Below are 22,187 nucleotides of genomic sequence, written 5' to 3' on the forward strand. Positions count from 1 at the left end.
TTCTGTTATCAGACATAATAAGTTTGCTGATAATAGCTAAGTTAAAGAATTTTCATCCTGCCGCTTTCACCGGAATACCGGTTATATCGAGCGAGGGCAATCAGTCCTTATGCTCAATTGGCGGTGTTGTTTTGGTTTCAACGGCCGTTTTAGCTTCAGCAACAGGCGTCGCCGCAGGTGCATCATCATTACCCATAGCCTTTTTAAAGCCTTTCAGGGCAGCCCCCAGATCCGCGCCCAACGTGCGCAATTTGCTGGTTCCAAACAACAACACAATCAATATGCCGACTACCAACAATTTGGTAATACTGATACCTTCCATACTCACCTTCTTGATTAGCTCTGTTCATTAAACAATGAATATATCCTTCTTACTGGATATTGCGCCAATGTGAGCACATCTCACGCCCTGAATCACTCACATGAGTCAGAATGGTGGGATTCACTCGCGAGCGACAACGCCAATGACGTTGGATATTGTTAAATAATGGCCTATTTACGAATAAATTACCGATTAAAACAACAGTAATATGTAACAGATTTCGTTAGTGAACTATGATTACTCAGAGTCTATTATCACTTATTTTGACTCATTCCGGATGAGACATTGCCGTTAACATCCCCCCAAAGCAAAAAGAAAGAGGGAGCCGCCAATTGCCTTATTCAAGTAGAATAAACACCCGTCGGTCAGGGTTAAGTTTTGCTAAAAGAACTTATTTACCTCGAGCATTTGGCTTAGGTGTAGGTATGTTTTGTGTAGGCTCAGTGCTCTACACACAGCATTCCCCATTATGGCTATGGCTGATGCTAGCTATTAATGGGTTGATATGGCCACATATTGCATTCTTGCTGGCGTTGCGGTCTGAACAACCGTTTGAGCAAGAAATAATCAACATGAAAATAGACTCTGCGTTGGGTGGCGTCTGGGTGGCAATAATGTCGTTCAATGCTTTGCCATCCATTGTTATTCTATCCATGATGAGTATGAATAATATTGCTTCCGGGGGTAAGAACATTTTTTGCAAAGGTTTAGCCTTGCAAATCTCCTGTAGCTTATTGACTGCATGGATATTTAACTTGCCCTTTGAACCTGAAACTTCCCCCATTCAGGTTTATGCTTGTTTGCCGATGATAATTATCTACCCTTCCCTACTCGGATTAGTAACCTATCGAACTGCAAAGCGTTTGGCCGAAAACAAAGAAGAGCTATTACGTATTAGTGTAAGAGATGGGTTAACTGGTTTGTATAACCGCAGACATTGGGAACACCAGTTACATAATCAATTTGACAGTTGCCGGCGCTATCAGCACGGCGCAACACTCATTTTACTTGATATTGATAACTTCAAAGCCATAAATGACACCTTTGGCCATGCCGTCGGCGATGAAGCCATTACGGTTCTTGCTGAGGAGTTATTATTAGGGCTGCGGGCCATTGATATTGTCGGTCGCTATGGTGGCGACGAGTTCGGTGCTATTTTGCCCAATACCACCGCCGAACAAACCCGCGAAGTATTAACGCGAATTCAAGAAAAACTAGCTGAATTAGCCTTTACGCAAGCCCCCACGCTGCAACTTAGAGTAAGTGCCGGCATTGCTGATTACAGGCACGACATGATTAATTATCAGCAATGGTTGAAAGCGGCTGACTCCGCACTGTACCAGGCAAAAGATAATGGTCGTAATCGTATTGAGCTGGCCAGTTAAAAACTATTCCCAATAGATTTCATGATGTAAAAAGTCAGTGTATTATTGATTCGTAAGCTCTGGAGATGACATTCCTCCATAACCGCCCTTCAAGGCTGATGATGTCTACGTAACCTTTTCATTAAGGTGCGTAGTATTGCGCCTAAGCCTTTCTGAAAAGCCCATTAATAATGACCAACTACCCCGCACGATGGGTATCCATAATGAAAGGTATTTATGTTTAATACATTACTCGCAGTATTTATTGGTGGTGGCGTGGGCAGCGTTGCTCGCTGGCTGGTCAGTATGAAGCTAAACAGCTTATCACCCCATGTCCCCGTGGGAACACTGCTGGTAAACCTGATAGGTGCTTTTATCATTGGTCTGACATTGGCGCTGTTTACCCGCATTGCACATATTGATCCCGTATGGAAGCTTCTGATTACGACAGGTTTTTGTGGTGGTCTAACGACATTTTCCACCTTCTCTGTGGAAGTGGTTTATCTCATTCAGGAAGGTAAGCTGGCATGGGCGGCGGGGACTGTTTTACTTAATCTGGCCGGGTCACTTGCGATGACGATGCTGGCCTTTATATTGGTCAATCACTTCGCGGGGCAATAATAGCGAGTAACTATAAATAGTTTAACTTTCCGGGTAGTCCATTATATTGCCCGGAAACGTGCAAGATAAAGAAAGTCACGGGTCGGGTGGTATCGTCTTAATGTTTTCTTAATCTACGAACCGGATAATCATTTGCCAGAGAACAGTTAGCCGATGGTGGTGACTGATGTGCTGGATAACACTATGTTTGGATTACCAAAAAAACGGGCTGAGTGGCTAACAGTTATTTTTTGCCTGGTCATCACCGTGATATTTCTCAAAGCCTATCTGTTCTAACCTTGATGTGTTACTTCTCTCAATTCTACTTTTGTTGATTGTAAAACAACGAGTTGTGTCGTGTCGTTCAACAAAAGCCCTCTTTTTACCTTATTGGTAATACCCATAAAAAACCCGCCTATAGAGGCGGGTTTTAACAAATATGGGCTACTTAGATAGCGATAACATTAGCAGCAGATGGGCCTTTGGCACCGTTCGTGATTTCAAATTCTACACGCTGGCCTTCAGCAAGAGTTTTGAAACCATTGCTAGCGATGGCTGAGAAATGAACGAAAACGTCCTTGCTGCCATCTTCTGGGGTAATGAAGCCGAAACCTTTGGACTCATTGAACCACTTAACGCTACCTTTAATCTTAGACATCAAACTTACCTTTACGTGAATGTTGGACACAAATAGTGTGTCAACTACAGTACAGCAATAGAACCGTTTTTTGTCCACAGCCGAGATCACAAAAAGAAGAGAAAAAGTGAAAAACGCCGTTTTTTGGCTCTGTTTCTAGCACAGAAAACCACATTTTTTTGCTTTTGTAGTTCACCATTATGGCGCTGATAAACGCCTCAGCGAACTGACAGGCTGTATCTGAACGCTATTCACCTGTATTATACTTAGCCATTGGATACGCTAATATGAGATGCATGATGAACGGTAGAATAACAACTTTTTTTGAAGATAAAGGCTTTGGTTTTATCACCGATGAGAACGGAGATAACCGTTATTTTCACGTTATTAAAGTTGCTAATCCCGAGATGATCAAAAAAGGGGCCGAGGTTACCTTTGAGCCAACAACCAATACCAAAGGGTTGTCGGCATTTGCGGTAAAAGTAGCAATCGAGAGTAAATACATATTCATTGCTAACGAGAGAATCAAACTCACCAGCATCAAGTCATTCAATACTTTTACTAAAGAAGTCCCTGCACAGGCCGAGGTAGACAAGGCTAATACTATACTTTCAGTAAATTTACTGATGAACAAAATCCGGCCGCAGGAAGAAGATATTTCAGAAAAAACCGTGCCATTGAAAATGTTATCAATTACGACATTCCAGAATGTAACTTATACGTTTTCTGAACATGAGGTTGATATCGAGAGTACGGTTGCTAAATTGAAGAGTATTTAATACTGATTCTATTTCTCTTGAAACTAGGGGATATCAGCACCCTCAAGCAGCCCCAAATGCCTTTGGGGCTGTCCGGTCTACCCGGAAAGTTAGATGCTGGCATCCCTGCCCGCTAACGCAAGAACATCCCTTTGATATCCTCTGGTGTTGACGCTAGAAATAATAAAAATCAGATTATTTTCATTAACTACTTGAACATAAACATTTTAATCAACTCAACGTCAGTACGGGCACCTAGCTTCTTCATAGCAGAACGTTTTTGTCCGCTAACTGTCTTCTCACTTTTCTTCAAAATTCTGGCGATATCGCCGCCTGAAAAACCTTCATTAAATAGTTTCAACACAATATTTTCATTTGGCGTCAAATATTGCCGCTCTGATGATGCCAGCCCCAACACCTTGGTAACTTTACGTTCGACCAGATTCTCTTTAAGTCCGCGCAGTTTTCGTTTAAATACAGAGGTAATCTTGTTGATTACTGTATCAACCGAATCTTCTCTGAAGATCATGGTTACATTGCTGAACCTAGGAATACCTTGTAAAAAGCTATTCAGTCTGGCATCACAAATCAAAAAAACATCGGCTTCAGAAGGAGCCTTATCCAAACGTTTCAGCGCTTCGAAAAAGCTGAATTCATCAACACCAATAAAAATCACATCTGCTGAATAAAATGCTTTTCGATAGAATTTAATCTCTTTTTTAAAACCTAACGATGCAAATATTTTTTTTACGACAGTTACCATACCCAGTGTTTGATATTTATCGTTATCGACTATCATACAGCTTATCATATTGGCCACACCCGTTAGCGCTTCAGCACCCCATGAATGGTTAACTCATATCTGTTTGCAATGAAATAAATATCATTATAAATCAAATAGATAACACAATATACTTTCCTACTTGTTAGTAGAACATAGGGGAAAGGAGAGCGATATAGGATGTCAACACCGGAGGGTGTAGGAAACGTCTGTTTCTCTGTGGAATATTTCCTTATTTTTTATTTTTGTTTCAGTTTGCCAAACGTGACAGCATTCAGATTGTATGCAAAAATGTAAAAATATTAGTAGTCTGAATAGGAAGGTTCTGATGCAAACCATACACCCTATGAAGCTGCATCTCTCATTTAACCTTATTTTAAGTCAAACTACTTTATGAGAAACGTCGGTTTACATGCCCTAAAAACGTTAAGCTGCTTTTCTGCCGTTACTTTCTACTCTGCAAGTAAAACCTGTACTGACCAGTGTTTTTTAGGCGGCGAAGTAATGAGTGTTCTATACTTTTTATCGATTATTGCTACCCCATTATTTTTCATGATCATCGGTTATATCGACTCTAATGATGAGATAGATCAAAAGGATATCCTCAGTAAATTAAAATCTATAATAACGATTATTATCTTTTGGAACGTCCTTTTCTATTTTATCAATGAGGATGGCTTCAAACGAGGGTATTTCCTACAAAGTTGGCTTTTGTTCAGCATTGCCATTATTTATCTGCTTAACCCGATAATCTCGAAGGTTTTGAAAAGCAACAGAACGGCCATCATAACCCTTTCGTGTCTGGTTATTTTCTCGATTACGATCGATCTGATCAGCGCCTTCACTGAAAGGCCATATTTAATTGATTTCCCACAATATTTTAGATTATGGACTTGGGTTTTCTATTATATAACCGGTAGGTTCCTCTGCTCAAAGATGTGCCAGAAAATAACCAAGTTACCGAGAGTGCGTCTCATCGCTAAAGTGCTGCTGCTGCCAACAGCAATCTCAATGTATTTTTACGAAAGTTTTATGTCGATACATGTATATAAAACAGTGAATGCAGGTTATTTCCTTGATAACTTACACGTTTTAATACTAAGTTTATGTTTATTTGTCATATTTGATAACTTTGACACTAAACACCAATGGATAAAGAAAACATTGGCCTATATCAGCCCCTCAATGATCGGGGTGTATATACTGCATGATGGAATTTTCTATTTCATTGCCAGTGCATATAACTTATCCGACGTCACGCTGAGATTTACGTTACTACTGTCAGTGTTTGCTGCTTCTGTATTATTGTCGCGTATCCTATTACTCAATAAGTACACATCCCGCTTTATCTCATTTTAATTGCTATCGGCTGGCCGACCAAACGCGATAATAGGCCAGCCAGAGCTTTTGATTATGCCTGGTTGTATCTCGTATTGAGGTCGTTAAGAAGGCAGCAGTGGGGTTGACCGGCTACTGGATTTGAATCACGGTTAGCGTATTGCCAAATACCGCACCGGTATCGATATAAAGCTGATTTTTAAATAGTGAGGGTTTCACCAGCGGTGTATGACCGAAGATAAATTTATCTGCCCCTACAATTTCGTGGTTTTCCCCTTTCATCGATGCGTTAAGACGCTTACGGTTCCAGAGCACTAATTGCTCACTAACAGCTTTGCCGTAGACATATTCATCTGAAGGATAATCAGCATGAGCAACAACATATTTCGCCTGGTCAGTGTTAACCTCAATAATTAAAGGTAATTGTTCTGCCCGCCTAATGAGTTGTTCTACCAGATGTTTATTACTTACATCTAGTAAAAAAAACCATCGCCCACCATTTGCTATCCAAGTGTCAACCTCTCCACCCGCTAACACATCAATTGCCATCTGTTCATGATTACCACGCACCGCATGAAACCAGCGGCTATTAAGCAGTTCGTAACATTCAATATTCTGCAAACCCCGATCAGCCAAGTCTCCGACAGAGACCAGTAAATCAGTCGAACGCTCAAACTGAACACGTTCCAAGGCATCCATCAGTTTTTTATAGCAGCCATGAATATCTCCAACCACGAAGATACGTTGGTATTCGCTGCCGTCTATTTTATGGTACATACCAGGCTCCACAGTCAGTGTATGGCCTGTATTAACCTTAGCTTACTTGAATGTTTTTTGAGCAGTAAATATCTCTATTTTCTGTGGTTCAAGCCGTTACCGCCAACAGGCTGGCACTTATTTCAGTGATTACCAATGAAAGTCTTGAGGAAATGGCGTTGGTTGTAAGAAGTGAGGTAACTGCTCTTTTTAAAGCATCAAGTGTGATCCTCGCCACCAAGCGTAATCACCGATTTGCTTGGTGAGAATGGCATATCATGATCGAATAAGCCGCCCTTAGGCGGCTTATTTAGCATTGAGGCACTGTTACAAAGGCCGGTATATGCCCCTGTAATGCGCTAATCTTTCGTGGAAATAGTCTCGTTCGTCCAACGAAAGGCTGGCCTCAACTTCATCAACATCAATGTTCTTCTTTTGGCTTTCCATAAAAGCAACCGTGGATGCCACAAAGTCCAGGCTGGTATGGCAATATTCAGAAACCAGTTTCTCTAGTGCTGACATTTCACACCCCCTACTTCGCTACCACACAAATATAATTAACACAAATCATCACGCCAATACCGTGAGCAAGATCACTAAAAATGACATGCGCATGTTTACTTCAATTGAAACTATCTATCACTATTTTGGCGGCACAGGTAATACCATACTTAAATAGCATCGCTGGGGTGACAGCGATGCCATCCACAGATCAATTTTTCGCAGGGATCATTTCTCATATTGAACTGCACATCAGTGTCTTTTAAGCTATTTTCCGTTATCTTGTTGGATTAACCTCAAAACAAAAACAGACCACAGAATCGGAGCAGGAATGAGAAAGACAACCATGATTATGATAGCCATTGCACTGGCGGTATTCGCTTATACCTACTTTACCGGGGCGTAGCCATCATCCAACAATGAAACAATTGCCAGAGAGCGGTCTCTACATAACATTTTCTGGCACCGCGCGTTATTTATCTCTATTGAATCGAGGTTACATAAGTAAAAAATGCTAAAAGTTATTGCCCAAGATTTTATAAAACCGGAACACATTATCGATGTTATGCCGCTGTATAAACAATTAGTGGCCAGTACAAAGCGTGAACCACTTTGTATATCCTATGACTTATGTATCAACCATAAAGACCCTGGCCATTTTATTTTTGTTGAGGAATGGCCAGATCAAGCCGCTTTAGACATACATTGTGCCACTGCGCATTTCAGAGAATTGGTTCCACAAATCAACCGATACCAAAGAAGCGAGGGCACCTTCATCTTAATGCACTCTTTTGAATAACCCTTACGGGCGGCGAGTTACACTACGAGTTGCTCCTCCTCATGATATTGATTTTGCCACATAGCGGCGTAACGCCCATTGGTCAGTAATAGTGCGTCGTGGCGGCCTCGCTCTACAATTGCGCCGGCATCCAATACAATAATTTCATCCGCATCAATGATTGTTGATAGGCGATGGGCAATCACCAACGTAGTATGGTCGCGACTAACTTCTCGCAGATGAGCCTGAATTTCGCGCTCAGTTTGCGTATCTAACGCACTGGTCGCTTCATCGAATACCAATATTGCGGGGTTTTTGAGAATAGTGCGCGCAATGGCTACCCGCTGTTTTTCGCCACCGGAAAGCTTCAACCCCCGTTCCCCTACCCGCGTATCATACCCATCTGGCAGGCTAGTAATAAATTTATGGATATGTGCCAGTTTTGCCGCGCGTTCTATCTCTGCAAAAGTTGCAGACGTTCTGCCATAAGCGATGTTATAACGCAATGTGTCATTAAACAGCACGGTATCCTGCGGTACAATGCCAATCGCTTCGCGCAAACTTGACTGGGTAACCGCCCGAATATCCTGATTATCAATATAAATCGCGCCGCCCGTCACATCATAAAAACGGAACAATAAACGTGAAAGCGTTGATTTCCCCGCACCGGAGGCCCCCACTACAGCGACTGTTTTACCTGCAGGGATGCTGAAACTCACGTTATCCAGAATAGGTCTGCGAGGGTCATAACCAAAGCTGACCGACTCAAAACGGACTTCACCTTGTGTCAGTTTCAAAGGTAATGCATCTGGTCTATCAGTCACTTCTTTCTTAACCATCAGCAGATCGAGCATATTTTCCATATCAATCAGTGCTTGTCTGATCTCAGAATAGATAAACCCAAAGAAATTAAGTGGTTGATATAACTGAAGCAGATAGGCATTAACTAATACGAAATCACCGATAGTCATGTTGCCCTGCGTGATACCTTGCGCCGCCATCGCCATCATGACGACCAATCCAATTGAGATTATTGCAGTCTGCCCAAGGCTCAATGCAGTAAAACTGAATTGATTTTTGATTGCCGCATGTTCATAGAGTTGCAGTGAGGTGTTGAAACGCTGCGCTTCAAACGCTTCATTACCAAAATATTTCACTGTTTCATAATTGAGCAAGCTGTCGATAGACTTAGTGTTAGCATCGGCATTGGCTTTATTTAGCTCACGCCTGAAGCGGGTTCGCCAACTGACGGCCATAACCGTAAACAAGATATAGCACCCAACCGTCACCAAAATCGCGATAGCAAACCAGCCATCTAATAGATGCCACATGATCAACGAAACCAGTGTTATTTCAAACAAAATTGGGAAGATAGAGAACAGCAAGCGCGAAAGTACAGTAGCAACGGCTTGAGTTCCTCGCTCAATTGACAGTGATAAACCACCGGTTTGTCGGTCCAGATGAAAGCGCAAACTTAGCTCATGCAATTGTTTAAATACACGTAAGCCGAGTAACCGAGTCGCATTCTGGCTAACATGTACAAACATCACGTTCCGCAGTTCCTCAAATAAGGAGGCGCTAATTCTGGCGATGCCGTATGCAATAATGAAACCAATTGGAATAGCCAGCATCTTGGCGTTCTCACTGCTTAATGTATCAACCATTGCCTTATAGGCCAGTGGGACCAGAGTGGTACTGACCTTGGAAACCACCATAAATATCACCGCAGCGACCAAATAATAGCGAAGCTTAGGGTTATTTTTAGGCCACAGATAAGGCAGCAGGAACTTTAGTAAGCGTGAACGATCCATATTTATCTATTTGTCATCTCAGGTGAAATAGTTGTATTTATTTTTTTATATTCTGCCACGTATAATTGGAATGGCCTAATGAGGCTATCAATATCTTGTCGCCGTAAAATTTAGCGACCTATGCTGAGTTGTCCTGCCCCTAGGATGATAGGGAATCAATGGGGAAACTCACTTCACTTGCCCCTCTTTTTTTGATTAACAGACGAGTCTTATAAATCATAAATATTTGTGCACTATAATTAATGCAAATTTACTTAATTTGAGGTTATCTGATGGTGTGGCTGGAACAAGGGCTGTATCTAAGAGTCAGTGAAATGGACAATGGGCCAAGGCCACTACCACTTCAGAGCGGCTTTAATGAAACATCTGCCTATCGAGCATTAGGTCTATTCAATCCATCAGAAACCTCAGATGCTTACTATATATTGTCTAATGACCGCGATGAGATATGGTTTATCTGTAATCGCCATTTACGAACAGTGGCGTTATCCCCACATCCTGAAGATTTTAGAAGACCACTTTCCTCATTCATTGATATGCCTGCGTAAGTACCCTGTTGAGCAACGGTAAAGCAGATGAAACTCATCAATAGTTAGCGAGTTGTACAACCGCGCGCCTCTTGTTTCTGTGCAGTGATAAATTATGCTCATTATAACAAAGGGTCCATCGCCCTTATTCATTCATTTTTTTTGAACAAGATGAACAATTCTCTTTAGTATTCAAATTCTGTGATCGGAGTAACATTATTCCTATCGAAAGCAACCCGCTTTCACATACACAAATAGAAGAGAATTTATTATGAAAACTACCATCGCAGCAATCGCACTTATCGCAGCAATCCTGGCACCAACTGTTTCAATGGCAAATATCGGCGACAGTGATAGCTATAAAGGGACCTACTCTATCAGCCAGGGCCAGAATACTACCACCACTGATCAGACAGCCAAAAACTAAGACAAAATAATAGCATAAAGTCCCACTTAGATTAAGTGGGGCTATTTATTAATGCCTTTACATTTAGTCCCTGTAGTATTAAACATCCCCTCAGCCATCCATAATTTATTTTATTATCGTTAAATTATTTCTTATCTTATTCCCCTTCAAATCAAATTAACTTTATAAAAAATCGCCAATAAAAGATCGGTTATAGCCATAAAAATGCCCCGGCTTGATTAATCGTTTGGTTTGTATACAAGGTGGGAAAATCACTGCGGCCTCCGAATCTCATCATGATATTCGCATTCGGAAGCCACTCTTGATTGCATTTTTATTCGTCGAAGAACCAGTAACCCTGATTAATCAATTCGGTTAACTCAGCCATGAAAGCTGGGTTATTTAGTGCCTCACCTAGCTCTTTCTTGCCAATCATGGTGTAACGACACAGTGCGTCAGCAGCTTTAGCATCGGTCGTTTCCAGCCGTTCACTGTTGATAAAGAAACTGTCGCCAACTTGCAGAACACGTAAGCCACTCAGGCGCGTCAAGATCTGACCATCCATCAAAGCACCCACAATTTCATCCTGCTCGTAGGGTGGTTGCGCGGCAGAGATATCCAACTCATGGCGCGGCGTGGTAGCAAAGCGGCCGAACCACTGCTTAAAATCTTCCGGCTGATTAATCATATCAACCATCATCTGGCGCAAGCGATCAAGCTCGTGTTCCTCAACCCGCCCCGGATGTTCCCGGCAGGTTAAATCAGGATCACTGTAGTGCTCACCGCCGAGATCTTTCTCCAGCGCATAGTCAGCAAAACTACTGATCAGATCCCTGCCATTCGGCCCGCGAAATCCGACAGAGTAATTGAGCGCCGTCTCATGGGTGAAACCGTCGTGCGGAAAGCCCGGCGGGATATATAAAATGTCACCCGGTTCGAGGTCTTCATCAATGATTGGTGTGAAAGGCTCAACGTGGAGCAGCGCCGGATGTGGGCAAAACTGCTTCAATGGTAATTTGTCACCCACGCGCCAGCGGCGGCTGCCCATCCCCTGAATGATAAAGACGTCGTATTGGTCGATATGCGGTCCAACACCCCCACCCGGTACGGAAAAAGAGATCATCAGATCGTCTAAACGCCAGTCCGGCAGCACGCGAAATGGGCGCACCAGTTCGGCAGACGGAGCATGCCAGTGGTTAACTGCCTGAGCCAACAACGACCATCCGGTCTCACCCAGATTATCAAAATGCTCAAACGGCCCATTACTGGCCTGCCACTGACCATTACTATGGCTGACTAGGCGGCTATCTACCTCCGCTTCCATCGCCAAACCCGCCAGTTCGTCTGGCGTAATAGGATCAATGAAGTTAGGGAAGGCATTTTTTAATATAACAGGTTGTTTTTGCCAGTATTTCTCTAAAAATTCGGGCCAATTAAGATTAAGTTGATAAGCCATGCTTTAACACCAGTGAGAAGACAAACGGCCCTGATTATAAAGTGGCTGCCCCATAGGCCGCCTTGTCATTGGTCAAGGCTATGTCGAGCGCATCAGCAAATAAGTCTATCCCCCCTCGCAAGATGGGGGGATAACGAACCCTTTCTACATATCGACAGGAATAGTGGTCGGTCTTATTACAATGCGTTAAATCGTGTTTCCACCTCGGTTATGGCGTCTACCCGTGTTTGATGTCGCCCCCCTTCAAATTCTGCATCAAGCCAGGCATCCACAATCATCTTAGCCAGTTCCAACCCTACGACCCTAGAGCCAAAAGCCAGTACATTAGTATTATTATGTTGTCGGGAAAGCTGTGCCGAATAAGGTTCGCTGCACACTACCGCGCGGATACCGGGATGTTTATTTGCCGTAATCGAGATGCCTACGCCCGTACCACAAATCAAGACGCCACCATCAACTTCCCCAGCCGTCACCGCCTCAGCAACTTCATTGGCATAACGTGGATAATCCGTACGTTCTGTAGACCACCAACCTTTGTCAATCACCTTGATGCCACGCGTTTGTAAGTGAGCAACAATATCCGCTTTCAGAATAAATCCAACATGATCGCAACCCAGAGCAATACTTTTCATTGAATAACCTCTCATTCGTCAGTAAGCCAAACTTCACAAATTTCATTTTTATGTGAGCTAAAACGATACTTTTAGTTAAAAACCCCGACAATGGCCGCAGCAATGTGTCCATTTTACGCACAATAATCATCGAATTTAAATAACTTGTGTAGTAACCATAAAGAACATCCCGTTAAATAACCTCTACGCAATACACACAACCAATTGATTTTAATTATAATAAATTGATTTATAATATTTAAACCCGCCAATGAGAAACTACACAAACCATAGTTACTTTATAAATTATCAAATTCTGTGAAGTTGATTGCATATTTCGTCAACACATTGTGGTGATATAGTGACGTCTTCAATTTTTGGACATGGGACCGAGATGAGTCAGTCAGAGTTTGATCAAGGTATTCCTAACGGGATCGGTATCGCCCCCTACCTACGAATGAAGCAGGAGGGGATGACGGAAAATGAAAGCCGTATTGTTGAATGGTTTCTTACACCTGGGAACTTGAGTGCCGCACCGGCGATTAAGGATGTTGCCGAGACCCTCATGGTGTCGGAAGCAATGATTGTTAAAGTTTCAAAACTGCTGGGTTTTAGTGGCTTTCGCAATCTGCGCAGTACGTTGATTGATTACTTCTCGCAGTCTGAACAGGTGTTACCGGCTGAGTTATCGTTTGATGAAGCGCCAGAGGATGTGGTTAATAAGGTATTTAACATCACCCTGCGCACGATTATGGAAGGGCAATCGATCGTTAACGTCGATGAAATCCACCGTGCTGCACGCTTTTTCTATGGTGCCAGACAGCGTGATTTATACGGCGTGGGTGGCTCGAATTCGATTTGTGCCGATATCGCGCATAAACTACTGCGTATAGGCGTGCGTTGCCAGGCTTACCAAGACGCACACATTATGATGATGTCCGCTGCATTACTGAAAGAAGGTGATGTGGTGCTGGTAGTGTCCCATTCCGGGCGCACCAGTGATTTAAAAGCCGCTGTAGAATTGGCAAAGAAGAATGGAGCGAAGATTATATGTATTACTCATAGCTATCACTCCCCTATTGCCAAACTGGCTGATTTTATTATTTGTTCGCCAGCACCAGAGACCCCTTTATTAGGGCGAAACGCCTCAGCGCGTATATTACAACTCACATTATTAGATGCATTTTTTGTTTCTGTAGCACAACAAGATATTGAACGAGCCACGATTAATCTGGAAAAAACCGGCGCTATTGTCGACTTTTTCCGGCGAGATAAATAATAGTAATAAAAAACCGGCATGTCTCTATTTTAAGACATGCCGGAACTCTCTCCCTACAATGAGAAATGAGCCATGAATAAACTTCTAAAACTCTTTAGTGGTGCAGCCATAGGTATGATGTTATCCACCAGTGCGTTCGCTGCCGCAGAGTATGCGGTTATTTTAAAAACGCTCTCTAATCCTTTTTGGGTGGATATGAAAAAAGGAATTGAAGAGGAGGCAAAAGTATTAGGTGTCAGTGTAGATATATTTGCGTCCCCCTCTGAAGGTGACTTTCAGTCTCAACTGCAATTATTCGAAGATCTGAGTAATAAGAATTACAAAGGTATAGCCTTTGCGCCACTGTCTTCAGTTAACCTGGTTATGCCTGTGGCTCGTGCCTGGCAAAAAGGAATTTATCTGGTCAATCTCGACGAGAAAATTGATATGGATAATCTGAAAAAAGCTAAAGGCAATGTCGAGGCCTTTGTCACGACCGACAATAATGCGGTAGGTGCCAAAGGAGCGGCTTTTATTATTGATAAATTAGGCACTACCGGTGGTGAAGTCGCTATTATCGAAGGTAAAGCGGGTAACGCTTCTGGTGAAGCACGCCGTGCGGGAGCAACGGAAGCATTTAAGCAAGCCAGCCAAATCAAATTAGTTGCCAGCCAGCCTGCTGATTGGGATCGTATTAAAGCGCTAGATGTCGCCACCAATGTTTTGCAGCGCAATCCCAATCTGAAAGCTATCTATTGTGCCAATGACACCATGGCGATGGGGGCAGCACAGGCAGTCGCCAATGCAGGTAAAGTTGGCAAGATTCTGGTTGTCGGCACCGACGGAATACCCGAAGCACGTAAGATGGTAGATGCCGGGCAAATGACCGCCACGGTTGCACAAAACCCAGCGAATATCGGTGCTACCGGGTTGAAGCTGCTGGTGGAAGCGGTTCAACGGGGGAAAGTGATCCCATTGGATAAACAGCCGCAGTTTACGCTAGTGGATTCTGTACTGGTCACCAAATAGCATTATAGCCGTACCCACCCGGCTAATATCCGATTAAAGAGCAGAGCCACTCACTCGGTTTTCCTCTTACGGGTTAGGTCGGGTAAGGGTAGATTTCGGTAGGAATAAAAAACTAAGGTGATTATATGGTCACGCCTTATATCTCTATGGCGGGGATCGGCAAATCCTTTGGGCCGGTTCATGCCTTAAAGTCCGTTGATTTAACTGTTTTCACACATGAAATTCATGCGTTATTAGGTGAGAATGGCGCAGGTAAATCAACGTTAATGAAAGTATTGTCAGGTATTCACTCTCCAACGAGTGGCTCAATAACTATTAATGATATTAATTACGACAAACTGGACCATAAACAGGCAGCGCAATTAGGTATCGGAATCATTTATCAGGAACTTAGTGTTATTGATGAATTGACAGTATTAGAAAATCTTTATATTGGCCGTCACCTGACGAAAAAAGTCTGCGGTATAAACATTGTAGACTGGAGAAAAATGCGTATCCAGGCAGCAATAATGTTATTGCGCGTGGGTTTAAAAGTCAGCCTTGATGAAAAAGTGGCTAATTTATCTATCAGTCATAAACAGATGTTGGAAATTGCTAAAACATTAATGCTCGATGCTAAAGTTATTATTATGGATGAGCCAACCTCATCACTAACTAATAAAGAGGTGGATTATCTCTTCTTAATTATGAATCAGTTGCGCAAGGAGGGCACAGCCATTGTTTATATCTCTCATAAACTGAATGAGATCCGCCGTATTTGCGATCGCTATACAGTAATGAAAGATGGTAGCAGTGTGTGTAGCGGCATGATTCAGGATGTCACTAACGACGATATTGTGCGCTTGATGGTCGGGCGCGAATTACAAAACCGCTTTATTGCCTTCAAAGAAAATACCGGCAACGTAGTACGCGACACGGTGTTTGAGGTGAAAAACCTGACCAGTCGCGATAAGAAAAAAGTCCGCGATATTTCATTTGCTGTCAACCGGGGCGAGATCTTCGGGTTTGCCGGTTTGGTGGGTTCTGGCCGCACCGAATTAATGAATTGCCTGTTTGGTGTCGACAAAACCAGCCATGGCGAAGTCTGGCTGAATGGCAAAAATATCACCCCCCGCTCCCCGCTGGATGCACTGAAAAAAGGCATGGGCTATATCACTGAAAGCCGGCGTGAAAACGGTTTTTTCGGCAATTTCTCTATCGCTGAAAACATGGCTATCAGCCATAGCTTAAAAGAAGGGGGTTACAAAGGTGCAATGGGGTTGGTTAAGCCACAGCTTGAGCAGGAAATTGCCGAAGAACAACGAAGCCTACTGGCACTAAAGTGCCATTCGGTGTCGCAAAACATCACAGAACTGTCTGGCGGGAATCAGCAAAAAGTATTGATTTCTAAATGGTTATTCTGTCATCCCGACGTGATTATTTTTGATGAACCCACCCGAGGCATTGATGTGGGTGCTAAAGCCGAGATCTATAAAGTGATGCGCACCCTTGCGGATGAGGGGAAAGTCATTCTGATGGTCTCCTCTGAGCTTCCCGAAATTATTACCGTTTGCGACCGTATTGCGGTGTTTTGTGAAGGACGATTGACGCAAATCCTGACCAACCGCGATGACATCAGCGAAAAGGAGATTATGGCATGGGCATTACCACAAGAGTGAAATCGGATACGGCTGGGAAAAAGCCGTTTAACTTCGCCGCTTTTTGGGATAAATACGGCACTTTTTTCATTCTGGCGATCATTGTGGCTATCTTTGGCTCTATTTCGTCGGAGTATTTCCTTACTACCAATAACATCACGCAAATATTCGTCCAAAGCTCGGTCACCGTATTAATTGGGATGGGGGAGTTCTTTGCCATTTTAGTGGCGGGGATAGACTTGTCTGTTGGTGCGATTCTGGCGCTGTCTGGCATGGTTACCGCAAAATTGATGCTGGCTGGGGTCGATCCAATATTCGCAGCACTGATTGGTGGTGTGCTGGTAGGTGGCGCGCTGGGGGCCATCAATGGCTGTCTGGTCAACTGGACCGGCCTGCACCCTTTCATCATCACTCTTGGCACCAATGCCATTTTTCGCGGTATCACCTTGGTGATTTCTGATGCCAACTCGGTGTATGGCTTCTCGTTTGAGTTTGTAAATTTCTTTGCTGCCAGTGTGTTAGGCATTCCGGTACCGGTGTTATTCGCCCTGTTTATCGCCATAGTGCTTTGGTTTCTGACCACCCGTACACGCCTTGGGCGCAATATCTACGCCTTGGGCGGCAATAAAAACTCAGCTTTCTATTCCGGCATCGATGTGAAATTTCACATGCTAGTCGTGTTTATCATCTCGGGTATTTGTGCCGGTCTTGCTGGCGTGGTTTCGACAGCCCGCCTTGGCGCGGCTGAACCGCTGGCCGGGATGGGGTTTGAAACCTATGCCATCGCCAGTGCCATTATTGGTGGTACCAGCTTCTTTGGGGGCAAGGGGCGCATCTTTTCTGTGGTTATTGGTGGCCTGATTATAGGCACCATCAATAACGGTCTAAATATTCTCCAAGTACAAACCTATTACCAACTGGTGGTGATGGGCGGCCTGATTATTGCCGCTGTCGCCCTCGACCGACTTATCAGTAAGTAAGGACTCGATAATGAAGATATCTCCCTCCCTGATGTGTATGGATTTGCTGAAATTTAAAGAGCAAATTGAATTTATTGACCAAAATGCGGACTATTTTCACATCGACATTATGGATGGCCATTTTGTGCCTAACCTGACACTGTCCCCCTTTTTCGTCAGCCAAGTGAAACGTATCGCCAACAAACCACTGGACTGCCACTTAATGGTGACGCGCCCACAGGATTACATTGCTCCTTTGGCAAAAGCGGGCGCAGACTTTATCACGCTGCACCCAGAAACCCTCAACGGGCAAGCATTTCGCTTGATCGAGGAGATCCGCAGTTTAGGGATGAAAGTCGGCCTGATCCTCAATCCAGAAACACCGGTCGATAGCATGAAATATTACATTCATAAAGCAGATAAAATAACCGTCATGACGGTGGACCCTGGCTTTGCCGGACAGCCATTTATCCCTGAAATGTTAGATAAAATTGTTGAACTGAAAGCCTGGCGTGAAAAAAACCAGCTTAATTATGAAATTGAAATTGATGGTTCTTGTAATCAGGCAACTTACCAACGTCTGATTGAGGCTGGGGCCGATGTGCTAATTGTTGGCTCTTCTGGGCTGTTCAATCATGCCTCTGATATCGATAAAGCCTGGGCGCTGATGTCGCAACAAATCATTCATGCCAAGAGTGAGGTGTTACAGCATGCCTAAATATGACGTGGTGATCGGGGTCGATATGGGGGCGACCCATATCCGCTTTTGTTTACTCAAGCGCGATGGTGTGATGCTTCATTGTGAGAAGTTACGTACCGCTGATGTCATTGCCTCGGGGTTAGTTGCTGGATTAAGCGCCCGACTGCATCAATATCTTGAACGTTATAATGCATGCTGCCAAGGGCTGGTCATGGGGTTCCCGGCACTGGTAGAGAACGACAAAAAGAGCATTATTTCCACGCCAAATTTACCGTTAACCTCGACTGACCTGGCGGGGCTGGCCGATAAGCTGAGTGCGGCGCTACACTGCCCGGTTCAATTCGAGCGTGATGTTAATATGCAACTCTCCTATGACGTACATGAACATCAACTTGAGCGGCAATTGGTGCTCGGTGCTTATCTTGGTACCGGCATGGGGTTTGCTATCTGGATGAATGGCGCCCCCTGGACTGGAGCACACGGCGTAGCAGGTGAATTGGGGCATATCCCCATGGGAGATGATGAAAAGCAGTGTGGATGCGGCAATTACGGCTGTTTGGAAACCACCTGCTCCGGCTTAGCATTACGCCGATGGTATGACAGCACGCCGCGCGAGTTTGAGCTAAGTGAACTGTTTCTCTATGCCACCGGGCAGCCGTTTATTGTGCAGTTTATGCAACGAACGGCGAAAGCCATTGCCACCAGCATTAATCTGTTTGATCCCCATGCGATAGTGCTCGGCGGCGGGGTGATGGATATGCCGGGTTTCCCACTAGAAGCATTGATCCGGCAAATACGAACTTATTTGCGCCGCCCGCTTTCCCATGACGTAGTGCGCTTCGTGCAAGCTTCATCGTCAGCATTTAACGGTGCCAGCGGCGCTGCGACAATAGCCAGTAAACAGTGGTTTATTTGACTGAACCCACGTGTTCTTAAACGATGTCCTCTGCACCAGATATCGGCATATTGAGTCGCATGCTGATTATCTGCCCCGCAGCAGACCGGATTTCAAGTCGCCAGTGTTACCCTCCCTGACTCAGGGCTGCCCACCGCCCATACCGGTTTTAAACAATATTCTCCGTTGCCGACCGGTATAATTTTAACATGCTGGTCTGACTTATTTTAATATCTTAGCTGCCTGTGCAAGGTAGTCGCTCTTCGACAGTCATATTATCAATATATTCTTTAGCTAATTATTTGCTGAAATTGATATTCTATTTTTCGCATATTTAAAGACGAAATTATTCTGTAGAACTGCCATTTCAAATAATCATCCTCATGATATAGTCAAATCCTATTATTTCACCAATAAGATTCACAATAAGTGTAATTAACCACTCTTTTCATGTTGTTTTTACAAAAACTATATATTAGATAATTTTATATAACGGGGAAGTACTATCTTATGCGCAAAATAACTTATTTAATAACAGCATTAGCTATCACACTGAGCACCTTTGCATTGTCAGCTAATGCTGCGCCGAAAGGCAAAGACGCTCCGGTGACGATTTTAGTTTCAGCATTAACATACAGTTTTCCTCATTTTGTTTTTCTACAAGAGCAACTTGAAGATGAAGCTAAAAAATTAGGTAATATAAAAATCATTCGCTCTGATGGCCAATTAAGCGCACCTAAACAAATTGCCGATATTGAAGCAGCAATTGTTCAAGGGGTTGATGGCATTATTATTGCCCCAGCCGATGCAACCGCTCTGGCTCCCGTATTACGTAATGCGATTAAAGAAGGTATTTCCGTGGTCACTATTGACCGCCCGGTAAATGGGGTACCCGAAGTTATTGCCAATGTAGCCGCAGATAATTTGATTGGTGCACAGCGCCAAGGGGAAGCCGTAGCAAAATTATTCCCTCAAGGAGCCACTATTATTAACTTACAGGGCATTCCGGGCGACAAAACAGCAAACGATCGTAATAAGGGTGTGCATGACACGTTGGATAAGCAGCCTGAACTTTACAAATTTGTTGCCGAGCAAACCGCACGCTTTAACCGTGACCAGGGCTTATCTGTTACAGAAAATCTGTTAACTGGCCTGGCTGAGACCCCAACAGTTATTGTTGCAGCTAATGATGACAGCGCATTAGGGGCCGCCCAAGCGGTTGAAGCGCGAGGCTTAAAAGGCAAGATTGCTATCTTTGGTTACGATGGTTCAACTGATGCATTGAAAGCGGTACGAGACGGTGTACTCACCGCGACAATCGATCAGTACCCAGGGAAACAAGGCCGAGAGGCAGTAAAAATTCTGACCGATTACATCCGTACAGGTGCTCGCCCGGCAACAGCAGATGTCTTGGTTAGCCCTGTCGCAATTACCAGCAAAAATCTTAATGATGCAGAACGAATCGGGCTCGTAAAATAATGTCGTCCACTATGTTATCACTCTTATCGCCACCCGATTCTCCGGAAATCAATCGGGAAATAGATGAATATATTAGTGTCAGGAATCTGACCAAATTATTTTTTGGTCAGACGGTGCTTGATAACGTCTCTTTTTCTTTGCAGGTGGGGGAAATAAGAGCGTTATTAGGCGAAAATGGGGCCGGTAAATCAACACTAATTAATATATTAAGTGGCGTGCACCAACCTGATGGCGGCACTATTATTTTGCAAGGTCATACGGCCTCATTTAATAAACCACTTGATGCCTGGAAGGCGGGTATTACAACTATTCATCAGGAATTTAGCCTGTTCCCTGATTTAACGGTTGCCGAAACTATTTTCACCGGACATTTACCGGTGAATCGATTTGGTTTTGTCCGTTGGAACACCATAGTGAAAGATGCGCACCACGTATTGGCATTACTTGGCGTGACTATCAATCCCTTACGCAAGATTGCTGAATTAAGCATTGCTGAACAGCAGTTAGTTGAAATTGCACGGGCGCTAACCTCCAAACCCCGATTAATTATTATGGATGAGCCAACCGCTGCATTAAGTCCAACGGAAGTGGATAAATTACAACAGGTGGTACGTACCATTGCTAAAAGCGGAGTGGCTGTTATTTACGTCAGTCACCGCCTTGAAGAAATTAAAACCTTATGCCAAACCTACAGCGTGTTAAGAGATGGTCTACTGGTCGGAGAAGGAGACGTCAAAGATATCTCTATTGAGAGTCTGGTCCGTTTGATGGTAGGGCGCGATTTAGCACAGTTCGACCGCAATGCGAGCCATATTACAGGTAGCAATATTCTGGAAGTCGAAAACCTGTCGAGTGCAGCGACGGGAGCTGAACGTGTCACCGTACGTAATGTCAGCTTTACGGCCAGGGCGGGTGAAATTGTCGGTTTTGCCGGGCTGGTAGGGGCCGGAAGAACTGAGATTGCCCGGCTGTTATTTGGCGCAGACCCAATAGGAAGCGGGACATTACGTATTAAGGGCAAAGCCTACCACCCGGCCTCCCCCCGTGATGCAATTGCTGCCGGTATTGGTCTGGTGCCGGAAGACCGTAAGCAGCAAGCCTTGTTTATGTCGCTCACGGTGGAAGAGAATTTCGCGATTATCTACTCCCCTTTACGCACGAACCGCCACGTCATTGATCGTCAACGTGAACGGATTTCCTTTCTTGATTTTAAAAAACAGCTAAACCTGCGCGCCGTCAGTTTAGGGGCCAATATTGCCACCTTATCAGGGGGCAATCAGCAAAAGGTAGTACTGGCACGTTGGATGGCTCAGCACCCAGCGTTGCTGATTGTCGATGAGCCGACGCGCGGCGTCGATATTGCCGCAAAAGCGGATGTCCACCGGTTGCTACGTGATATGGCGGCAAAGGGTGTCGCTATCATTCTGATTTCCTCGGATTTACCTGAAGTCCTTGCCGTCAGTGACCGTATTCTCACTCTGCGCGCCGGTCAATTGACCGGGGAGTTGTCGGCACAGGAAGCGAATGAAGAAAACGTTATGCAATTAATGACGCGCCCTATTGCGCAAGTGTGAATTAATTTAT

At 44.1% G+C, this 22,187-nt stretch carries 23 protein-coding genes, 1 pseudogene and 1 riboswitch; of the genes and pseudogenes, 16 read left to right on the plus strand and 8 right to left on the minus strand.

Going from position 1 to position 22,187, the window contains the following annotated elements:
- Nucleotides 1-100: 100 nt before the first annotated feature.
- Entirely contained in the window at nucleotides 101-322 is a 222-nt protein-coding gene (gene tatA, locus V2A84_RS12725) for a Sec-independent protein translocase subunit TatA (protein WP_372568854.1), read from the minus strand.
- A gap of 332 nt (nucleotides 323-654) precedes the next feature.
- On the opposite strand from tatA, the gene V2A84_RS12730 reads away from it, so the two are divergent.
- The gene (locus V2A84_RS12730) at nucleotides 655-1,707 is read left to right on the plus strand and encodes a diguanylate cyclase (protein ID WP_083159690.1); all 1,053 of its coding nucleotides are present in this window, start codon (nucleotides 655-657) and stop codon (nucleotides 1,705-1,707) included.
- 52 nt (nucleotides 1,708-1,759) lie between these two features.
- Nucleotides 1,760-1,822: riboswitch (Fluoride riboswitch) on the plus strand.
- Between the two features lie 101 nt (nucleotides 1,823-1,923).
- Nucleotides 1,924-2,307, plus strand: a complete 384-nt coding sequence (crcB, locus tag V2A84_RS12735; RefSeq protein ID WP_083159692.1) for a fluoride efflux transporter CrcB — start codon at nucleotides 1,924-1,926, stop codon at nucleotides 2,305-2,307.
- A gap of 427 nt (nucleotides 2,308-2,734) precedes the next feature.
- On the opposite strand, the gene cspE is transcribed toward crcB, so the two are convergent.
- Nucleotides 2,735-2,944, minus strand: coding sequence for a transcription antiterminator/RNA stability regulator CspE (gene cspE, locus V2A84_RS12740; protein WP_002210315.1), 210 nt, complete (start codon nucleotides 2,942-2,944; stop codon nucleotides 2,735-2,737).
- A 278-nt stretch (nucleotides 2,945-3,222) separates the two neighbouring features.
- Between cspE and V2A84_RS12745 the strand changes: the two genes are divergently transcribed.
- Nucleotides 3,223-3,702, plus strand: a complete 480-nt coding sequence (locus V2A84_RS12745) for a cold-shock protein (protein WP_083159694.1) — start codon at nucleotides 3,223-3,225, stop codon at nucleotides 3,700-3,702.
- 187 nt (nucleotides 3,703-3,889) lie between these two features.
- On the opposite strand, the gene V2A84_RS12750 is transcribed toward V2A84_RS12745, so the two are convergent.
- Nucleotides 3,890-4,480, minus strand: a complete 591-nt coding sequence (locus V2A84_RS12750) for a helix-turn-helix transcriptional regulator (protein WP_102970450.1) — start codon at nucleotides 4,478-4,480, stop codon at nucleotides 3,890-3,892.
- Nucleotides 4,481-4,855: 375 nt separating this feature from the next.
- Here V2A84_RS12750 and V2A84_RS12755 point away from each other — a divergent pair, with 375 nt between their 5' ends.
- Entirely contained in the window at nucleotides 4,856-5,821 is a 966-nt protein-coding gene (locus V2A84_RS12755) for an acyltransferase (RefSeq protein ID WP_083159698.1), read from the plus strand.
- A gap of 111 nt (nucleotides 5,822-5,932) precedes the next feature.
- On the opposite strand, the gene V2A84_RS12760 is transcribed toward V2A84_RS12755, so the two are convergent.
- Nucleotides 5,933-6,577, minus strand: a complete 645-nt coding sequence (locus V2A84_RS12760) for a metallophosphoesterase (RefSeq protein WP_083159700.1) — start codon at nucleotides 6,575-6,577, stop codon at nucleotides 5,933-5,935.
- 80 nt (nucleotides 6,578-6,657) lie between these two features.
- Here V2A84_RS12760 and V2A84_RS12765 point away from each other — a divergent pair.
- Nucleotides 6,658-6,822, plus strand: a pseudogene (locus V2A84_RS12765) (TOBE domain-containing protein); the annotation flags it as partial.
- Nucleotides 6,823-6,883: 61 nt separating this feature from the next.
- Here the strand turns inward: V2A84_RS12765 and V2A84_RS12770 are convergent.
- Entirely contained in the window at nucleotides 6,884-7,078 is a 195-nt protein-coding gene (locus V2A84_RS12770; RefSeq protein WP_083159702.1) for a glycogen synthase, read from the minus strand.
- Between the two features lie 490 nt (nucleotides 7,079-7,568).
- Here V2A84_RS12770 and V2A84_RS12775 point away from each other — a divergent pair, with 490 nt between their 5' ends.
- Nucleotides 7,569-7,856, plus strand: coding sequence for a putative quinol monooxygenase (locus V2A84_RS12775; RefSeq protein ID WP_083159704.1), 288 nt, complete (start codon nucleotides 7,569-7,571; stop codon nucleotides 7,854-7,856).
- Between the two features lie 17 nt (nucleotides 7,857-7,873).
- Here the strand turns inward: V2A84_RS12775 and V2A84_RS12780 are convergent, their stop codons facing one another.
- Entirely contained in the window at nucleotides 7,874-9,646 is a 1,773-nt protein-coding gene (locus V2A84_RS12780) for an ABCB family ABC transporter ATP-binding protein/permease (protein ID WP_442848884.1), read from the minus strand.
- Between the two features lie 272 nt (nucleotides 9,647-9,918).
- Here V2A84_RS12780 and V2A84_RS12785 point away from each other — a divergent pair, with 272 nt between their 5' ends.
- Complete coding sequence (locus tag V2A84_RS12785; protein ID WP_083159708.1) at nucleotides 9,919-10,194, plus strand: hypothetical protein; 276 nt, start codon at nucleotides 9,919-9,921, stop codon at nucleotides 10,192-10,194.
- 250 nt (nucleotides 10,195-10,444) lie between these two features.
- Nucleotides 10,445-10,600, plus strand: coding sequence for a hypothetical protein (locus V2A84_RS12790; protein ID WP_193784700.1), 156 nt, complete (start codon nucleotides 10,445-10,447; stop codon nucleotides 10,598-10,600).
- 313 nt (nucleotides 10,601-10,913) lie between these two features.
- On the opposite strand, the gene V2A84_RS12795 is transcribed toward V2A84_RS12790, so the two are convergent.
- Entirely contained in the window at nucleotides 10,914-12,035 is a 1,122-nt protein-coding gene (locus V2A84_RS12795) for a ribosomal protein uL16 3-hydroxylase (RefSeq protein ID WP_083159711.1), read from the minus strand.
- A gap of 176 nt (nucleotides 12,036-12,211) precedes the next feature.
- Nucleotides 12,212-12,667 carry a bifunctional allose-6-phosphate isomerase/ribose-5-phosphate isomerase RpiB gene (gene rpiB, locus V2A84_RS12800; RefSeq protein WP_050286045.1) on the minus strand — a complete coding sequence of 152 codons (456 nt, stop codon included), beginning with the start codon at nucleotides 12,665-12,667 and terminating at the stop codon, nucleotides 12,212-12,214.
- 373 nt (nucleotides 12,668-13,040) lie between these two features.
- On the opposite strand from rpiB, the gene V2A84_RS12805 reads away from it, so the two are divergent.
- The 8 genes from V2A84_RS12805 to V2A84_RS12840 all read left to right on the plus strand — a co-directional run bounded on the left by V2A84_RS12805 (nucleotide 13,041) and on the right by V2A84_RS12840 (nucleotide 22,177).
- Nucleotides 13,041-13,925 carry a MurR/RpiR family transcriptional regulator gene (locus tag V2A84_RS12805; RefSeq protein WP_083159713.1) on the plus strand — a complete coding sequence of 295 codons (885 nt, stop codon included), beginning with the start codon at nucleotides 13,041-13,043 and terminating at the stop codon, nucleotides 13,923-13,925.
- Between the two features lie 72 nt (nucleotides 13,926-13,997).
- The gene (gene alsB, locus V2A84_RS12810) at nucleotides 13,998-14,933 is read left to right on the plus strand and encodes a D-allose transporter substrate-binding protein (protein ID WP_050081748.1); all 936 of its coding nucleotides are present in this window, start codon (nucleotides 13,998-14,000) and stop codon (nucleotides 14,931-14,933) included.
- Nucleotides 14,934-15,058: 125 nt separating this feature from the next.
- Entirely contained in the window at nucleotides 15,059-16,591 is a 1,533-nt protein-coding gene (gene alsA, locus V2A84_RS12815; protein ID WP_442848885.1) for a D-allose ABC transporter ATP-binding protein AlsA, read from the plus strand.
- Nucleotides 16,570-17,550: a D-allose ABC transporter permease gene (gene alsC, locus V2A84_RS12820; RefSeq protein ID WP_049605299.1), complete on the plus strand. Its 981-nt coding sequence runs from the start codon at nucleotides 16,570-16,572 to the stop codon at nucleotides 17,548-17,550. The genes alsA and alsC overlap by 22 nt, the downstream gene beginning before the upstream one ends.
- Before the next feature lie 10 nt (nucleotides 17,551-17,560).
- Nucleotides 17,561-18,247 carry a D-allulose 6-phosphate 3-epimerase gene (alsE, locus tag V2A84_RS12825; protein WP_083159717.1) on the plus strand — a complete coding sequence of 229 codons (687 nt, stop codon included), beginning with the start codon at nucleotides 17,561-17,563 and terminating at the stop codon, nucleotides 18,245-18,247.
- Nucleotides 18,240-19,145, plus strand: a complete 906-nt coding sequence (alsK, locus tag V2A84_RS12830; RefSeq protein ID WP_083159719.1) for an allose kinase — start codon at nucleotides 18,240-18,242, stop codon at nucleotides 19,143-19,145. Before alsE ends, alsK begins: the two co-directional genes overlap by 8 nt.
- A gap of 489 nt (nucleotides 19,146-19,634) precedes the next feature.
- Complete coding sequence (locus V2A84_RS12835; protein WP_442848886.1) at nucleotides 19,635-20,603, plus strand: substrate-binding domain-containing protein; 969 nt, start codon at nucleotides 19,635-19,637, stop codon at nucleotides 20,601-20,603.
- A complete protein-coding gene (locus tag V2A84_RS12840; protein WP_442848887.1) occupies nucleotides 20,603-22,177 on the plus strand; it encodes a sugar ABC transporter ATP-binding protein in 1,575 nt (524 codons plus the stop codon). Before V2A84_RS12835 ends, V2A84_RS12840 begins: the two co-directional genes overlap by 1 nt.
- Nucleotides 22,178-22,187: the final 10 nt, after the last annotated feature.

It is taken from the genome of Yersinia sp. 2553 StPb PI (genome assembly GCF_052217105.1).
In the GTDB taxonomy this organism is placed as follows: Bacteria; Pseudomonadota; Gammaproteobacteria; order Enterobacterales; family Enterobacteriaceae; genus Yersinia; species Yersinia enterocolitica_E.

Excerpts from the sequence above, each read along its gene's own strand:
- tatA (WP_372568854.1), bottom strand. The coding sequence starts at position 322 with ATGGAAGGTATCAGTATTACCAAATTGTTGGTAGTCGGCATATTGATT.
- crcB (WP_083159692.1), top strand. The coding sequence starts at position 1,924 with ATGTTTAATACATTACTCGCAGTATTTATTGGTGGTGGCGTGGGCAGC.
- cspE (WP_002210315.1), bottom strand. The coding sequence starts at position 2,944 with ATGTCTAAGATTAAAGGTAGCGTTAAGTGGTTCAATGAGTCCAAAGGT.
- V2A84_RS12745 (WP_083159694.1), top strand. The coding sequence starts at position 3,223 with ATGAACGGTAGAATAACAACTTTTTTTGAAGATAAAGGCTTTGGTTTT.
- V2A84_RS12750 (WP_102970450.1), bottom strand. The coding sequence starts at position 4,480 with ATGATAGTCGATAACGATAAATATCAAACACTGGGTATGGTAACTGTC.
- V2A84_RS12755 (WP_083159698.1), top strand. The coding sequence starts at position 4,856 with ATGAGAAACGTCGGTTTACATGCCCTAAAAACGTTAAGCTGCTTTTCT.
- V2A84_RS12760 (WP_083159700.1), bottom strand. The coding sequence starts at position 6,577 with ATGTACCATAAAATAGACGGCAGCGAATACCAACGTATCTTCGTGGTT.
- V2A84_RS12770 (WP_083159702.1), bottom strand. The coding sequence starts at position 7,078 with ATGTCAGCACTAGAGAAACTGGTTTCTGAATATTGCCATACCAGCCTG.
- V2A84_RS12775 (WP_083159704.1), top strand. The coding sequence starts at position 7,569 with ATGCTAAAAGTTATTGCCCAAGATTTTATAAAACCGGAACACATTATC.
- V2A84_RS12780 (WP_442848884.1), bottom strand. The coding sequence starts at position 9,646 with ATGGATCGTTCACGCTTACTAAAGTTCCTGCTGCCTTATCTGTGGCCT.
- V2A84_RS12785 (WP_083159708.1), top strand. The coding sequence starts at position 9,919 with ATGGTGTGGCTGGAACAAGGGCTGTATCTAAGAGTCAGTGAAATGGAC.
- V2A84_RS12790 (WP_193784700.1), top strand. The coding sequence starts at position 10,445 with ATGAAAACTACCATCGCAGCAATCGCACTTATCGCAGCAATCCTGGCA.
- V2A84_RS12795 (WP_083159711.1), bottom strand. The coding sequence starts at position 12,035 with ATGGCTTATCAACTTAATCTTAATTGGCCCGAATTTTTAGAGAAATAC.
- rpiB (WP_050286045.1), bottom strand. The coding sequence starts at position 12,667 with ATGAAAAGTATTGCTCTGGGTTGCGATCATGTTGGATTTATTCTGAAA.
- V2A84_RS12805 (WP_083159713.1), top strand. The coding sequence starts at position 13,041 with ATGAGTCAGTCAGAGTTTGATCAAGGTATTCCTAACGGGATCGGTATC.
- alsB (WP_050081748.1), top strand. The coding sequence starts at position 13,998 with ATGAATAAACTTCTAAAACTCTTTAGTGGTGCAGCCATAGGTATGATG.
- alsA (WP_442848885.1), top strand. The coding sequence starts at position 15,059 with ATGGTCACGCCTTATATCTCTATGGCGGGGATCGGCAAATCCTTTGGG.
- alsC (WP_049605299.1), top strand. The coding sequence starts at position 16,570 with ATGGGCATTACCACAAGAGTGAAATCGGATACGGCTGGGAAAAAGCCG.
- alsE (WP_083159717.1), top strand. The coding sequence starts at position 17,561 with ATGAAGATATCTCCCTCCCTGATGTGTATGGATTTGCTGAAATTTAAA.
- alsK (WP_083159719.1), top strand. The coding sequence starts at position 18,240 with ATGCCTAAATATGACGTGGTGATCGGGGTCGATATGGGGGCGACCCAT.
- V2A84_RS12835 (WP_442848886.1), top strand. The coding sequence starts at position 19,635 with ATGCGCAAAATAACTTATTTAATAACAGCATTAGCTATCACACTGAGC.
- V2A84_RS12840 (WP_442848887.1), top strand. The coding sequence starts at position 20,603 with ATGTCGTCCACTATGTTATCACTCTTATCGCCACCCGATTCTCCGGAA.